At 28.6% G+C, this 15,979-nt stretch carries 16 protein-coding genes; 12 read left to right on the top strand and 4 right to left on the bottom strand.

Going from position 1 to position 15,979, the window contains the following annotated elements; translation table 11 throughout:
* Positions 1–176: 176 nt before the first annotated feature.
* Positions 177–392: an IS3 family transposase gene (locus CLPUN_RS00160; protein WP_077845371.1), complete on the top strand. Its 216-nt coding sequence runs from the start codon at positions 177–179 to the stop codon at positions 390–392.
* Positions 393–706: 314 nt separating this feature from the next.
* Here the strand turns inward: CLPUN_RS00160 and CLPUN_RS00165 are convergent, their stop codons facing one another.
* Positions 707–1,372, bottom strand: a complete 666-nt coding sequence (locus tag CLPUN_RS00165) for an NAD(P)H-dependent oxidoreductase (RefSeq protein ID WP_077845372.1) — start codon at positions 1,370–1,372, stop codon at positions 707–709.
* Between the two features lie 132 nt (positions 1,373–1,504).
* Here CLPUN_RS00165 and CLPUN_RS00170 point away from each other — a divergent pair, with 132 nt between their 5' ends.
* The 6 genes from CLPUN_RS00170 (at position 1,505) to CLPUN_RS00195 (ending at position 6,829) form a co-directional block, all read left to right on the top strand.
* Positions 1,505–1,849 carry a winged helix-turn-helix transcriptional regulator gene (locus CLPUN_RS00170; RefSeq protein WP_077845373.1) on the top strand — a complete coding sequence of 115 codons (345 nt, stop codon included), beginning with the start codon at positions 1,505–1,507 and terminating at the stop codon, positions 1,847–1,849.
* A gap of 207 nt (positions 1,850–2,056) precedes the next feature.
* Complete coding sequence (locus CLPUN_RS00175) at positions 2,057–2,863, top strand: MurR/RpiR family transcriptional regulator (protein ID WP_077845374.1); 807 nt, start codon at positions 2,057–2,059, stop codon at positions 2,861–2,863.
* Positions 2,864–3,135: 272 nt separating this feature from the next.
* Positions 3,136–4,455, top strand: coding sequence for a PTS sugar transporter subunit IIC (locus CLPUN_RS00180; RefSeq protein ID WP_158078659.1), 1,320 nt, complete (start codon positions 3,136–3,138; stop codon positions 4,453–4,455).
* Positions 4,456–4,573: 118 nt separating this feature from the next.
* Positions 4,574–5,980 (top strand): glycoside hydrolase family 1 protein, encoded by a 1,407-nt coding sequence (locus CLPUN_RS00185; RefSeq protein ID WP_077845376.1) that lies wholly within the window; start codon positions 4,574–4,576, stop codon positions 5,978–5,980.
* Positions 5,981–6,096: 116 nt separating this feature from the next.
* Positions 6,097–6,399, top strand: coding sequence for a PTS sugar transporter subunit IIB (locus CLPUN_RS00190; RefSeq protein ID WP_077845377.1), 303 nt, complete (start codon positions 6,097–6,099; stop codon positions 6,397–6,399).
* Between the two features lie 118 nt (positions 6,400–6,517).
* Positions 6,518–6,829, top strand: a complete 312-nt coding sequence (locus CLPUN_RS00195) for a PTS sugar transporter subunit IIA (protein ID WP_077845378.1) — start codon at positions 6,518–6,520, stop codon at positions 6,827–6,829.
* Between the two features lie 194 nt (positions 6,830–7,023).
* On the opposite strand, the gene CLPUN_RS00200 is transcribed toward CLPUN_RS00195, so the two are convergent.
* Positions 7,024–7,581 carry a TetR/AcrR family transcriptional regulator gene (locus CLPUN_RS00200; protein WP_077845379.1) on the bottom strand — a complete coding sequence of 186 codons (558 nt, stop codon included), beginning with the start codon at positions 7,579–7,581 and terminating at the stop codon, positions 7,024–7,026.
* Between the two features lie 290 nt (positions 7,582–7,871).
* Here CLPUN_RS00200 and CLPUN_RS00205 point away from each other — a divergent pair, with 290 nt between their 5' ends.
* The 4 genes from CLPUN_RS00205 to CLPUN_RS00220 all read left to right on the top strand — a co-directional run bounded on the left by CLPUN_RS00205 (position 7,872) and on the right by CLPUN_RS00220 (position 12,687).
* Positions 7,872–8,921 (top strand): HlyD family secretion protein, encoded by a 1,050-nt coding sequence (locus CLPUN_RS00205; RefSeq protein WP_077845380.1) that lies wholly within the window; start codon positions 7,872–7,874, stop codon positions 8,919–8,921.
* Complete coding sequence (locus CLPUN_RS00210; protein WP_077845381.1) at positions 8,902–10,125, top strand: ABC transporter permease; 1,224 nt, start codon at positions 8,902–8,904, stop codon at positions 10,123–10,125. Before CLPUN_RS00205 ends, CLPUN_RS00210 begins: the two co-directional genes overlap by 20 nt.
* Complete coding sequence (locus tag CLPUN_RS00215; RefSeq protein ID WP_077845382.1) at positions 10,100–11,299, top strand: ABC transporter permease; 1,200 nt, start codon at positions 10,100–10,102, stop codon at positions 11,297–11,299. Before CLPUN_RS00210 ends, CLPUN_RS00215 begins: the two co-directional genes overlap by 26 nt.
* A 77-nt stretch (positions 11,300–11,376) precedes the next feature.
* Positions 11,377–12,687 (top strand): hypothetical protein, encoded by a 1,311-nt coding sequence (locus CLPUN_RS00220; protein WP_077845383.1) that lies wholly within the window; start codon positions 11,377–11,379, stop codon positions 12,685–12,687.
* 314 nt (positions 12,688–13,001) lie between these two features.
* Here the strand turns inward: CLPUN_RS00220 and CLPUN_RS00225 are convergent, their stop codons facing one another.
* The gene (locus CLPUN_RS00225) at positions 13,002–14,228 is read right to left on the bottom strand and encodes an MFS transporter (protein ID WP_077845384.1); all 1,227 of its coding nucleotides are present in this window, start codon (positions 14,226–14,228) and stop codon (positions 13,002–13,004) included.
* Positions 14,229–14,373: 145 nt separating this feature from the next.
* Here CLPUN_RS00225 and CLPUN_RS00230 point away from each other — a divergent pair, with 145 nt between their 5' ends.
* Positions 14,374–15,288 carry an AraC family transcriptional regulator gene (locus tag CLPUN_RS00230; RefSeq protein ID WP_077845385.1) on the top strand — a complete coding sequence of 305 codons (915 nt, stop codon included), beginning with the start codon at positions 14,374–14,376 and terminating at the stop codon, positions 15,286–15,288.
* A 207-nt stretch (positions 15,289–15,495) separates the two neighbouring features.
* Here the strand turns inward: CLPUN_RS00230 and CLPUN_RS28375 are convergent, their stop codons facing one another.
* On the bottom strand, positions 15,496–15,789 hold the full coding sequence (locus tag CLPUN_RS28375; protein WP_077845386.1) for a transposase: 294 nt from the start codon (positions 15,787–15,789) through the stop codon (positions 15,496–15,498).
* Positions 15,790–15,979: the final 190 nt, after the last annotated feature.

The following is a 15,979-nucleotide window of genomic DNA, read 5'->3' on the forward strand; positions in this document are numbered from 1 at the left end:
AAAACTGCATACATTTGTTGCCGCCCGAAAGGGTGAAGAAATGCTTGAGCCGTATGAGCTGGAAACTCTCACGTACAGTTCTTAGATGAGGGAAAGGGAGAAATCCCTTTTTCTTAATCGATTATACTAATAGAACTTTCAAAGCTAAACTTGATAAAATCAAAGCAACTCAAAGCATGTCACGTGTCAGTAGGTGTGTCGACAACGGACCAATGGAAGGTTTTTGGGGAATTCTAAAATGTGAGATGTATTATTTGCAAAAATTTTATACATATGAAGAATTGAGACAAGCAATTGATGACTACATAGTATTTTATAATACAAAAAGGTTACAGAAAAATTTAAAAGGTCTGACTCCAATTGAATATCGAAATCAGACCTTATCAGCATAAGTTTTTATTTTTTCATCTGTCTACTTGACAGGGTGCAGTTCAATAGGTTGAGTGTTTTTTAGTTTTCTTAACATGTTTGTTGAACTGGAAGTCTGTAAGAAGTCTGTTTCACTTTTAAGCATATTAAAGCTTGGTATAATAGAACAAGCATATATAGAAGTCTTGTATATTTAACTCTTTAGGAATGTGAAGAGTTAACTGAAAAATCTGAATAAAAAATTCAACTTTTTGTGTCTAAGATATTGACATAAATTCAATTCTATTATACCAAAAGGATGTTTATTTGCTCGATCTATTTTTTTGAATATAAGACATTAAATCCATTGTACTATTGCATCTAAAGGCTGCCTTGTCTTTTGATATGGTTCTCTTGCACGATATCCGAAGCTTGCCATAACTGAAACACCAAAGTGTTCAGTATCTAAAATACCTTCTTCTTTAAGAATCTTTTCAACTTTTTCTATGTTGAAACCTTCAATTGGGCAAGAATCAATTTCCAAGAAAGCTGCTGTAGTTAGCATGTTTCCTAAAGCAATGTAAGTTTGCTTACTTGCCCAATCGAAAACTGCCCTATCACTTTCAAGTAAATTAAAATCATTTTTTTGGAAGCTTTCAAATGCGGCTCTTTTCCCATCAGCGACTTCTTTGGGAAGATTTTGTACTTCGGACATGATTTTAGTAACATATTCAGAGCTATAAATTGTATCAACTTTCTTGCGTGTAAGAAGAATTACAAAATGACTAGCTCCATTAAAACTATTTTGTGCACCCCATGATACAGGAAATAATTTTTCTCTAAGCTTTACATCTTGAACTACAAGAAATTTCCATGGTTCAAAACCGAAGGAACTTGGAGAAAGATGTCCTGCCTCCAATATTGTATTAAAATCCTCTTTTGATACTACTTTTGTAGAATCAAATTGTTTGCAGGCATGACGAAATTGAAATGCATTTATTATTGCTTGATTTTTAGTATTCATTTAAAAACCACCTTTCATTTAGTATGGATTAAGTTTAGCACAATTAGATATTATATTGAAGTACGCACAATTTTGATATATAATATAAACAAATGTACTTAAGTATCTTTTTTATACTAAAGGAGTGGAAATATGAAAGACCAAACTATGTATCCAGACTGTACCAATCATCCGTGTCCTGTAGAAACAACTCTAAATATACTCAGTGGTAAATGGAAAGGGATTATTTTATATCGCTTACTAGGTGGCAAAAGGCGATTCAATGAATTAAAGAAATTAATTCCAAATGTTACTCGTAGGACATTGACACTGCAATTGCGTGAGCTGGAGAGAGATAAGGTTGTAAAACGAACAGTATACGCTGAAGTTCCTCCACGTGTTGAATATGAATTAACAACTATTGGTATTTCAATGTCTCCAATAATTCGATCTATGTATGATTGGGGATTAAACTATCAAACTGAAGCGAAATTATAGAGATAGCAGTTAGAATTTATGGAAATTTTGACTTCTAGTAATATTTTTTTAAAAATTTTTTTACTAGGCATCTAAAAGAATAAATTAAATATTTTCCTAAGCGAATACTGAAATAATATCAGTTTCAGAAAATTTGACAAAAAACTAAGCTGTTAGTAAAATAAAATTATCAAATTAAATTGTTTACATAAATAAGGGGAGCAAAAAATGAACGAATATAAAGCTATGGGATCAGTAACACTTAGACTTATAGATTATGTAAATAATGCTACAAAAAAAGATATTAATTATGAAATAGCAATAATAATGTTAAAAAAATTTAATAAAATTAAAAAAATGAATATAACAGAAATATCAGAGTTGTGTTATGTATCGCCAGCAACAATTTCAAGGTTTTGCAGGCTTATGGGATTTGATAATTTTAATGAATTTAAGAAGATTTCAAATGTTAATTTTTCATTGCAGAATGATTATTCAAATCGACTACTAAATAGCGCTCAAAAAGATATAAAATTAGCCTTTGAAGAATATACAAATTCATTAATGAAAAACATGTCATATACTTTAGAAAATTTAGAATATGAAAATCTTGATGAAGTTGTAAAGCAAATTTATTCAACTGAAAAAGTATCATTTTTTGGAACACAATTTCTATATAGTGTAGGAAAACATCTACAGAGCAGGCTTATGTTAACGGATAAATATATAGAAGCTTATTCATCTTATAATAAACAACTAGAGTGTGCTAGAAATTTGGATAATAAGTCATTAGCAATAATTATTTCAATTGAGGGTAGTTATTTCTTTAAATATATGGAGATAGTTGAAGCTTTAAAAGAAAATGGTGTTAAAATAGTTGTTATTACACAAAATACAAACTCAAAACTTGCGAGTATTGCTGATAGCATATTAGTATGTGGTAACTCTAATAGTAACAATGAGGGAAGAGATATTGCACTTTATATGATTGAATTATTAATATTTAGATATAGTACATTATATGATAAAAATTAGAAGACAATTAAAAATACAAAAAGGATTATCTTGAAATAATGAATTAATTTCAAGGTAATCCTTTTTAACGTATAAAATTAGTTTAAGGTTAAGGAAGATTAAGTTTTTTTTCAGAATCTGAAAAAGGAGTTAGAAATGTGAAAAAACGAATAGTTTCTTGATGGGTTGTTGTAGTGGCTTTCATGATATAGTGATAGTGTAAACAACAGAAAAATAAATTTATTTCAAAAAAACTAACAAAAGTAAAATAGATAATTATGGAGGTAAATAAAATGAATAATTTTATGAAATTTATGGAAGAAAAATTTGTTCCAGTAGCTGCTAAAATAGGAGCCAACAAATATTTAAAATCTTTAAGTATGGGGAGTATGAGTTTAATGGCTATTATTATGGTTGGCTCAATCTTTTCATTACTTGGAAGTATAGCATGGGGTCCATATCAAGGCTTTATAATTAGTACTGGACTTAAACAACTATTTGAGTTTGTGCCAAAGATTACTACAGACTTAATGGGTGTATATATGGTAATTGGAGTTTCTTATAATGCAGCCAAGATTTTTGATCATGAAGATCTTGCATTTAATAATACATTATTAGCCATAGCTTCATTCTTAATATTAGTTCCTTTAAAACCAATACAAGAAGAAGGTGCATTTCAACCAGATGTATTTATTAACTCAACTTATCTAGGACCTAAAGGAATATTTTTAGCATTAATTGTAGCAATTTTAGTCACTAAAATTTATTGCTCTATTGTTGAAAGAAATTGGACAATTAGAATGCCGGAGGGAGTTCCAGAACAAGTATCATATGCATTTATTGCTTTAATTCCAGCATTTATAATCTTAATATTATTTTCAGCAATTAAAATTGGATTTTCAATGACTTCATTTGTTACAGCAAATGATTTCATATACAAAATAATACAAATACCATTGCAAAGTCTTGCAAGTTCATTACCAACATTCATAATTCTTATAATGCTTGCTCAAGTGTTATGGTTTTTTGGAGTTCATGGTTCTTATGCAACGTTGCCTTTATTTTTCCCAATTTGGATAGGATACATAGGAGAAAATACAGCGGCTATTGCGTCAGGGAAAGAAGTTCCTTTTATGTATAATTTTGGATTATATAACTTAACAACACTTGGAGGATGTGGAACAACAATTGGACTTGTTATAGTAATGTTTTTCTTTGCCAAAAGTGAAAGATATAAAGCTTTTAGTAAGGTTGTAATGCCATGTGGATTATTTAATGTAAATGAACCAGTAGTATTTGGAATGCCATTAATGCTTAATCCTGTAACTTTTATTCCATTTTTAATAACACCAATAATTGTATTATTTATAGCATATTTCGCTATAAAATTAAATATTATGCCAGCACCTATGGGATTAATGATTCCATCAAGTACACCACCAATATTTTCAGGACTAATGCAAGGAAGCTGGAAATTATCAATATTCGAAGTGTTTGTAATTTTCTTATCAGGAGTGATATATTATCCATTCTTTAAGATTTTAGATAACCAAGCACTAAAAGAAGAAGCTGAGGGTCAAGTAGTGGCTGAAGCAGAAGGTACTAATAACTAAAAAGAAATCATATATAGCAATTTTAAGTGGAAAGGTAAAGTATTAATTTAGAGATAACTAAAGGTATTTAATTGCAATATTTATGGAAATTAAACGATTTAAAAAGAGGTGTTACTAAATGAAATTAGAAAATTTAAATAAGTTTCCAGATAACTTTTTATGGGGAGCATCAACGTCTGCATTTCAGGTAGAAGGTGCATATTTGGAAGATGGTAAAGGATTATCTTCAGTTGATACCCGTAAGATTCCAGAAGGAATAACAGATACAAAGGTAGCAAGTGATCATTATCACAGATATAAAGAAGATGTAGCATTAATGGCTGAATTAGGTTTGAAATCTTATAGGTTTTCTATTTCATGGCCAAGAATTTATCCAGATGCAAGTGGAAAGGTAAATGAAGCTGGTTTAAAATTTTATGATGATTTAATAAATGAGTTAATTGAATATAATATAGAACCACTTATTACTATATATCACTTTGATGTGCCAAAGGCTCTAACAGATGAATTTGGAGGCTTTGCAAGTCGTAAGTGTATAGACTATTATGTAGAATATGCAAAAACATTGTTCAAACATTTTGGAGATCGAGTAAACAAATGGATTACAATAAATGAACAATTAATGGATATGTTTAATCCAGATTTTAGTGGAACTAGAGGAGTAGATGGTGAAGGTTCTATGAAATTAACTTATCAAATTAGTCATCATATGAGCCTAGCGGAAAAGAAAGTTATGGCTGCGTGTCATGAAATGCTTCCTAATGCAAAAATAGGACCAGTAAACTGTTTTCAAGTAGTTTATCCAGCTACTTCAAAGCCAGAAGATGTAGTAGCTGCCTTTGATGCAGAGGAAATTCTAAGTTATATGTTATTAGATGTTTCTGTTAAAGGTGAATATCCTAAATATGTTTGGAATTATCTTGAAGAAAGAGGTATTGCTCCAGAAATGTTAGAAGGAGATGAAGAAATATTAAAATCTACTAAACCTGATTTTATAGGTTTAAACTACTATTTTAGTCTTTGTGTAGAAGCACGAAATTCTAAGGATAAAAATGAAAATTTACCACCATTTTGGAAATATGATAAATTTGATGTAGTAGATAATAAGTTTTTTAGGAGTTCAGAATGGATGATACACGGAACAGATCCAGTTGGACTAAGACTTATACTAAGAAAAATTTATACAAGATACAATCTGCCAATAATTATAACTGAAAATGGTTATGCACAATCAGAGGTTTTAGAAGAAGGCGACATAGTTAATGATGATTATCGTATTAATTATATTAGAGAACATCTTAAGCAATGCAAGCTAGCTATAAGTGAAGGTGTTGAATTATTAGGATATTGTCCATGGTCGTTTATAGATATATTAAGTGGAAGACAAGGTTTTTCAAAGAGATATGGATTAGTTTACGTAAACCGTGATGAACATGATTTAAAAGATTTAAGAAGAATTAAAAAGAAAAGCTTTCATTGGTATAAAAATGTTATAAAAACTAATGGTAAGAGTTTATATGAATAATAAAATTGAATTCTAATAAATAGGTTAAATATCGTTTTTAAACAATCTAAAAAATAGAAATATTTATATAATACAGTAGGGCAGAAATTTTCTGTCTGATTCATGGAGGATTAATTATGAAAAAAATATTATTAGTATGTGCTGCAGGAATGAGTACAAGCATGTTAGTTAAAAAAATGAGAGAATCAGCAGAAGTAAAAGGAATAGAAGCTGATATAAATGCATTACCTGTTACAGAAGCACCTAAAGTTATAGATGAAGTTGATGTAGTAATGCTAGGACCACAAGTAAGATATCAATTGAAAACAGTCGAAGAGATGGCAAAAGGCAGAGTACCAGTTAAAGTCATCGATATGTTATTATATGGGAAAATGGATGGAGAAGCAGTTTTAAATGATGCTTTAGCTTCAATAAAATAAGATAATTATGAAAATTTCGAATGACGGTAATATTGAAGTTTAATATAGTTTATATTAATTAAATAAATAGATTTTTAAGGAACAGCAATAGTAAATTAAATTCAGAGGAGATATTTTTATGGAAGGTATGGAATTAATAGCATTCCAAATTATAAGTAATGTTGGAATGGCAAAATCCTTAGCAATAGAAGCAATTAGAGAGGTTAGAAAAGGAAATTATGAGTTAGCAAAGGGAAAGTTAGCAGAAGGTACTACTTTTATGACAGAGGCTCATCATGCCCATACTAAATTAATTCAAAAGGAAGCAAGTGGTGAAAAAGTAGAATTTTCATTAATACTAATGCATGCAGAAGATCAAATGTTGAGTGCAGAAACAATAACAGCATTAGCTAATGAAATTATAGAAATGTATATTGAACTGAAAAAATAGAATTATTGATAATTTTAAGGAACTATTTTTCTCCTAATATATTGAAATACCATTCAATATATTAGGAGGCTTTTTAATTTAAACGAAAACGGAGGTCACTCCTAATTAAAATTTAATTATTTTGTTGTACTAGGATTTTAGCTTATAATCTATATTTTTTGTATATAAAATATTAAAAAAATTTAATGACAATCCTAATATGTATTTTGTGTATAGATAAATCCATTCTGAATTTTATGTGTTAGAACTGAAGTTATCTCAGGAGTTATGTCATCAAAATTAATTTGTTCAAGGACGCCAAAGATACCACATATGACAAATGAGGCAATGCATTTGGCTAGTACAGTTTGCATCTTACTATCAGCAGTTTTTTCTAAAAGACGCTCGATAGTAAGCTTTTTTATTTTATACAATGCAAATGAATGCCTTGGTGAGTTAAGAAATGGTACATAGAGATCTTTATTTTCATTAAAGATAAACATAATTTCTGCTATTATTTCTGGAAGATTATTTACCAATTCAGTAAAATCGTATGGTTCCATAACCGCAATAGTATTATCTACAACACCATTCATAAAGCTGTTTGCACAATCATAAATGTCTCTGTAATGTAAATAAAACGTACTTTTATTAATATCGGCATTATCACATAATTCTTTTATTGTGATATCTGTAATATCTTTTTTTGATAATAATTTGGCTAAAGCAGATTGAACTGCTTGTTGTGTTTTTCTTACACGTCTATCTTTCATTATAATTCTCCTTTAATAGACAAATTTAGTATTTTAGTTTATTAACAGACTTATACATTAATATTGATTATTGCATAAGTATCTATAAATTTCTATAATAGACTTGCGTCTATATATAGATAATAGTCAATAAGTGATATTATGTCAATAAAACATTTACAAAGGAAAAATAGACGTAAATAACTATACAGTTAGGTGAATTTTAATCTAAGAAGAAAAATATCTAAGTTAGTTATTACTAGAAATAACTTTAAGCTAAAAATTAACTTAAGTATTCAAGGAGGAGTTTTATGAAAATAAGAAAAATAGTGTTATTATCAGTTTTAGTAGTTGCAATTAATGGATTTACGGGATGTACTTCGGTATCAACATTGACAGGAGATAAGTTAGTAAAGCAAAGTGCAAGTAATTTAACAATCCAATCAAATGTTGATATGGCAGATATAAATATAAATTCTCAAATTCCAGGAAAAGTTAAAGAAGTGAAGGTAAAGGAAGGCGATAATGTAAAAAAGGGAGATATATTGCTTATAGTTGATAGTGATACACTCTCAGCTCAACAATCTCAAGTTAAAGCACAGATAGAAACAGCAAATTCTCAATTAAATGCCGCAAAAGCAGCCAGAGATGCTGCAAGTGCAAAGTTTGAGTTAGCACAAAATGGTGCAAGACCTGAAGAGATAGACCAAGCTAAAGCCGGTTATGATCTTGCAAAAGTGACTTATGATAGACTTAAAGTTTTATATGAAGAAGGATCTATTCCTAAATCAGATATTGATAACTCTGAAACTCAATTGCAGCTAGCAAAGGATAAATATGATATAGCTCAAAGTGGTGCTAGGCAGGAAGATATAAAGGCAGCTAAGGCACAAGTTGATCAAGCTAGTGCATCTGTTGAAGCTGTAGAAGGTCAAATTAAGCAAGCTCAAGCAGCATTAGACGGAGTAAATGTAAATATTAATAATGCTACAGTTATAGCACCAGAAGATGGAGTGGTGACTCAATTGAACGTTAAAGCAGGCGAGCTTGTATCAACGGGAATGCCGCTAATTATAGTTACTGATGCGAATAAACCTTCTATATTATGTAATGTAAGGGAAACAGATCTTTCTAAAGTAGACTTAGATCAAGAAGTATCAGTAAAAATTCCTGCATATAAGGATGAAGTATTTAAAGGAAAAGTAGTTAAAATTAATAAAAATGCAGATTTTGCTGTAAAAAGAGCAACAAATGATAATGGGGAATTTGATATATTATCTTATGGTGTAAAGGTTGAGTTGATTGATATGGATAAAACTCTTCATGCAGGAATGACAAGTTTTGTTGATTTCGGAAAGTGATGTGACAGTAAATATGAAGGAAACAGTAGTGAAGTTTAAGAACTTATTTTTAAGATTTAAAGAAATTATAATATCCATTATATTGATTTTAATAATACCTTCTATTTCTAGTTATATTTTAGGATATACATATAGTGCACATGTAGTAAAGAATATTCCGACTGTAATAGTAGATCATGATAATTCGTCATTAAGTGAAAATTTTGTGGGCCAAATAAATACAAATGAAGTCTTTAAGGTGACAAATTATAGTGATAGTGATAATGATATTAAAAATTTAATGGATAGAGGAAATGTAGTAGTTGGCATTATAATACCACAAGAATTTTCTAAAGATTTATTTGCTGGAAAAGCACCTAAAATTATGATTTTATATGATGGTGCTCAGATGTCAGCAGTTAGTGCTGCCAAAACTAGAATAGCAGAAATCTTAGGTACAATTAAAGCAAGTTATTTAATAAAAATAGGAGAAAGTAAACTTGGGTTAATGCCTGAAGTAGTTAAAAATAATATTATTCCTATACAATCTAATGCTATATTTGTAGGAAATCCAACAAAAAGTACTGCAAACTTTATAATCCAAGGGATGTTAATTGGAATTGCTCAAACAGGTATAATAGTACTTGGAGTTTTAATGGTAAAAGAAAAGGAAAATTATCTTTTGTTATTAATTAAAAGTATTGGGTTTGGACTTATAGGGGCAATTTCCATCTTATTACCTTTGATAATACAATTTAAATATTTTGGAATGCCTTATAAAGGTTCAATTATGGCAGCAGCTACACTTACTATCCTTTTTAGCATAACTACTATAAATTTAGGTGTTTTATTTAAATTAATTGCAAAAAACAAGTTATCAGCAGTTAGTACTTCAACAATGATAATTTCAAGTACAGTTTTACTTTCAGGTTATACATTTCCATTAATGGCTATGCCCAATTTGTTTAAAAATATATCAAAAATTATTCCTTTTTTATATTATGGAATTCCAATGAGAGACTTATCACTACTCGGATTAAGCTTTCATGATGTTTTGCCACAGCTATATTATCTTGTGCAATATATGATTTTCACATGGATTGCTATATTAGTTATATTGATAATCAAAAGAGTTTTGAAAAGGAATTATAATTTAAAAAAAGAAATTTGGAATAAAGTTATGCATAGGAGGAATGGAGATGAGAGTTCTAAGGTTCATAACTAGAGATAAAAAGAGTATTATTTCACTTAGTTTAATTCACATTATTACAGTTGTATTTGTGTGTTCTATTTTTAGCAAGATTTATATAGAAAATATTCCCTTTGGAATAGTAGATATGGACAACTCATCTTTATCAAGAACTATAATACAACAACTTAAAAATAGCCCAGGGTTAAATATCAATTATTATGCAGATTCCCAGGCTGAGCTGGAGAAAGCAATAAAAGAAAAGAGAGTTAGTGGAGGAATAGTAATTCCTAAAGATTTTAATAAAGATGCAGTCAAAATGAAATCTCCAAGTGTTGCGCTTATAATGGATGAAACTAACATGGTTGTTGGAAGCAATATATATGGTTATGGAAGTACAGTTATAGGAACTGTTAATGCGGGATTTCAGCTAAAGGTTTTTGAAGGAAAAAATATGTTGCCAGACACTGCAAAAAAGACTATTACAAGCTTTTCATATGGTGAAAGGATACTTTATGAAACTCAACTTTCCTATATGAGATATTTAATATATACTCTTATACCATACTTAATACAAGGTACATTTTTAATGACATTTTTAGTACCTGCATTAATAAAAAATAGAAAAAAGCTAAATCTAGTTAATATAAGATCCAAGGAAGGTTTGAGAAATATACTCGTTCTTTTTGCAAGAATTTTAATAATGATTGGTGTAAGTGTTTTATCAAGTTTCATTGGTTTATGTATTCTAGACAAATATTTTAGCTTGCCTCTTAGAGGAAATATTTTAGAATATTTTGCATTAATGTTTATATTTCTATTTAACATTACTGCTATGGGATTTCTCTTTGCAGCTATTATTGATAATATAATATATTTTATCCAATTTTTTAGCATGATTAATATAATAACCTTTCTAACTAGTGGAGTCCCATTTCCTGAATATATGATGCCGGATAGACTTTCTAGAATTATAAAAGGTTTATGGCCATTTATGAATGTAGCATTACAATTCAAATATTTAAACTTAAAAGGAATAGGATGGAATATTATTTTTCCATATATAAAAAATGGAATATTATTTGCTTTAGTGTGGTTTCCAATAGGAATTGGATTATACTTTGCTAGGATTGCATTAGACAAATATAAAAATAAAAGATTACTTGATTCAGTTGATAAAGAAAGCAATTTAGCAAATCAAGTGATTTAATTAATTACTTTTTATTTTTGTATTCAAACTTTTAGATTAAAATAGATTAAAATATTAGAAAAGCAGGTGAATAGTTTATGAATAAAAATATAAAAAAGATAATTGCTATTGGAATTGGACTAAGTATAATGACCGGAAATATGATCCCAGTTCTTGCAGCAGAAAAAGTAGATAGCTCTGAAAGCATTACTAAACAGACAATAACAGATGAAAATAGCTTAATTACAAATGGACAGGCAATTAGTAATAAACCAATCATTACTTTAGAAAAAATTATAAACTCAGCTATTGATAATAGTGATAAGCTTTCTCTAAAATCAAAAGAAATAAAGATGTATAGAGACAAGATGAAGCTTCAAGAGAAGATAAATGATTTTTATGACAGTATTGATCAAAAGGTATATGATTTTCCATATGATAAGCTTGAACTTCAAGTAAAACAAGTTAATCAATCAAAGGAGTTTTTGAAAGATCAAATATCAGATGATATAACTAGCAAATACAATGCAATTATATTAAAACAAATGGATATTGCCAAAGCAAAAACTAATTTGAAAATTAAAAATAAAGAGTTAAATACGGTAAAAACAAAAGTAAGTATAGGTATGGCTACAGAAAATCAATTATATGATAAAAATATCGAAATTTCTTCGTTGCAAAACGACATAAAAGCAAAAGAAGATTCATTAAAAAATAATACAGATTATTTAGGAGTCTTAACTAATTTAAATATATCTAATTATGTTTTGGACTCAAACATCAACTATGAAACATTTAGAATAAATGGATCAACTGATAAGTATTTTGATAACAAAATAGATAGTTTTTTAAAATATAATGATAAGATGCTTAATCTTACAAAAGATTATTTAGAGGAATTAAAGGATGATGGAATAAAAGATATTTTAGATGGAAATATTCCACAAATACCGGATAAAAATAAATTTGTGGTAATGGATCAGGATACAGGCACGGCAACATTCAACTCTAGTGGATATGCTTTATCACTTATTGATTATTTACAAAAGCAACAGATATTCTTAAAAAAATTAGATGGATATGGAGCTTACTTAGAGGGTAAGTATAATATGGCAGAAGGTAAAATTAAATTAGATGATGCAAGAAAGAAACTCAATAATGGATTAAATGAGGCTTATTCAACATTGCTTGATTTAGAAAATAAAATAAATACAGTGAAGGAACAAATTAAATCGACTAATACAAAACTTAGATATGCAAAATCTCAAGTAGATATAGGAATGATGACTGAAAATAATTATGAGGCTGTGGTTTTAAAAAGTGAGGATTTAGATACTTCCTTAAGGCAACTAATTAATACTTATGATAAGTTAAAAAATAGTATTCAAAAACCTTGGATACTTACTTAATAGTAATTAAAAACAATAATATAAAATATAATTTTTGAAATATTACTGGAAAGCCATTTGCGATAATAAAGAAAGTTATATGTTTATTAATTGGAGAGAGCCTGTCATTTATTAATAATAAGTATGGTGAGCAACTTTCTTAGAATTTACATTTTTCTGTGGGAAGAGTTGCAGAGGTTATCAATGTGCTATGTTACGAACAAGGATTATTTTTTATAATAATGTTTTTTGACTCAGTAGGTATATAATTCACATACAATTATATACCTACTAATGTATCTTTATGTTTTATCTTATTATAGTATACGTATTTTTTAGTATCTCTGTTTTTTCAATAAATAAATGTTGAGTAATATAATAATAGGAAAAATAATAGCAATAAATAATCCGGCTTTAAGAGCAATTTGGGTAATATTATCGCCTGTAAATAATTTTTGAAGGTACAAGTTGTTGTAACTAATGAATACATTTGAAATAAATCCAACAATACTTGGGCCAATAGCACATCCAATATCTCCACCTAGAGCTAATAAACCAAACATTGTATTGCCTCCTGCTGAATAAATTTTAACAGCTAAACTTAGTGTCACAGGCCATAAAATTCCAATAGATAAACCCGTTAGAGCACAACCTAGTAGAGATATTAATGGAATCGGTGAAAGAGAAACTAACATATAGCTGAAGATACATAAAACGCTAGAGAAAAAAATTAATTTTTTTAAATCTATTTTATGACCTTTCTTGCTGTAAAATAAACGTGTCAATCCCATAAAAAATGCAAATGCGCATGGTCCAAGTAAATCTCCCATTGTTTTAGAAACGCCAAGACCAAGTTCGGCAAATAGAGATGACCATTTAGACATAGCTTGTTCTGAAGCTCCTGCGCAAATCATCAATATAAATAAAATCCAAAATATTTTTAATGACAATAACCTTTTAATTGGAAGTTGTTCACTTTTTTCTACAAGTGTCTTAATAGGAACTTTTAGAAATAAAAACAAATTAGTAAGAGGAACAATTGTCCAAATTACAAGTAAGTATGTCCAATATGATTCACCTATTATATTAAAAAATAATGTGGATAGAATAACTACGCCCATATATCCCCAGCAATAAAAAGAATGTAATATACTCATAGCACTTGATTTTTCATCGCCGGGCAAAGCTTCTACAATTGGACTAACCATAACTTCAATAAAGCCACCCCCAATAGAATTTAGAGCAACTCCAATTAATAGTGCAATAAATGGATTAATATAAAAGGGAAAAAAACCTATGCTAAGAAGTCCTCCAATGCAACATATGTTTGCTATAGCAAGAGATATACGATAACCAACAATATCAACAAATTTTGAGGCTAAAGCATCTACAATAATTTGAATACAAAAACCTAGTGTTAAAAGAAGCGTTATTCTTTCAAGTGAAAGATTGAATTCATTTTGAAAAATAACCAATAAAAGTGTAGGGAGATTTGACACAACAGCTTGAGTAACATAACCGATAAAACAGGCATAAAGTGTATGTTTATAGTTTAATTTCATTATTTTTTCCTCCATGAGTAAAGTAATGTAAATGTCTTTTTGATGTATTTAAAGAATTATAGTATGATTATATCATCATAAAAGATGTATTTTTGGTAATATTGTTTCATTTTTTATAAATATAAACTCAAATTGGGAGGATATAATGAAACTAACACAAATATTAGTTAATAAGCATGGTAAAGAAGAAATAAGACATGGTCATATAAAATTTCCTATGCAAGTATATATAGATAATTTTGAAAAATATGATATAGGTTTCATAAGGTGGCATTGGCACAACGAAGTTGAATTTGCAGTAGTTCTACAAGGAAAAGTAGAAATTCATGCTGGTGATTCTTCTATAAGTTTACGCGAAGGTGAAGGACTTTTTATTAATTCTGGGGTTCTTCATATGGCAGAAGCAAGTGGAGGGAAAAATGCGATAATGTTTACAGTTGTTGTAAATACTCTTCTTTTATCTGATGGGGAACAGAGTATAATAAATGAAAAATATGTTGTTCCTTTGTTAAAATGTAATGAGCTTTCTTCTATAAAATTACATTTAGATGTTAATTGGAAGAAGCAATGTATAGAATTATTAAAAAAAGTCTATTCAATTTCCCATGAGGAGAAATATGCTTTTGAGCTTTGTATACGAAATTGCATTTGTGAAATTTGGCTATTGCTTGTAAGTAATACTCAAAATATAATTCAAAAATCATTTGACTATAGCGTTTCCTTAAGTCAACAACGAATAAAACAAATGATTACTTATATTCATCATCATTATCACGAAGAAATTTTAGTAAGTGATATAGCAGAGGCAGCATATATAAGTAAGAGTGAATGTTATCGATGCTTTAAAAAATCAATTAGTATGAAGCCTTTGGAATATTTAATTGAATACCGTTTGAAAAATGCCTCTAAACTTTTACAAGAAACAGAAATGCCAATTACAGAAATTGCATCAGTTTGTGGCTACAATAGTCTTAGTTATTTTGGAAAGATGTTTAAGAAGTATATTGGGACATCGCCAATAAAGTATAGGAATAATTCTAGATATAATAAATCAGATTGAAAGTTGAATTAGTTCATGGATAATATTTTTATTTGATGTAAAAATATTTAAAGTAGATATAGTTGATTTATATAATTTTAAGCCAATAGGAAATTGAAGAAACAAAGTATTTCCATATCGCTTATTAGTAAATGATTCAATACTTTTAGCCTTACGCATATTTATATCAGTTAATAAATTAAATTCTAGGCTGGAAGCAATTTTAAGCTATTTTGCTGGATCATATACTGGATCTGCAAGTATTAAAAATGGATTATAAATTTTAGCTTCATATAGTAAATCTGAAACTTGATCGTCATAAACATTAGCTGTTGTTAAATCAAAAACTAAAGGAATTATAATATCAGTAACTGCGGTAATACAGTGTAATTTATAACCTTTATGGTATCCAAGCCGGGTACATTTGCCGGATTTAGCTTCGCTATCGTCTTTTGAACTTCTTAAAGCAGTTTCATCTATTGCATGGACAAGAATTTTTCCAAATGAATATATAAAATACACTTCATAAATGCTAAAATTAAAGAGGTATATAGTTTAGTTGGTATTAGTAGAATTACTTATATAACTTGACTTGTGCATTAATTTGAGAAATTTTTCTATGGATACAAATCCATAAATTACTTCAACAAAATTTTACAAAAAAATAGCATAGATGCCTCGAATATGTTAGGTTTAAGTTGCAACACCAAAC

It is taken from the genome of Clostridium puniceum, assembly GCF_002006345.1.
GTDB classification, from domain to species: domain Bacteria; phylum Bacillota; class Clostridia; order Clostridiales; family Clostridiaceae; genus Clostridium; species Clostridium puniceum.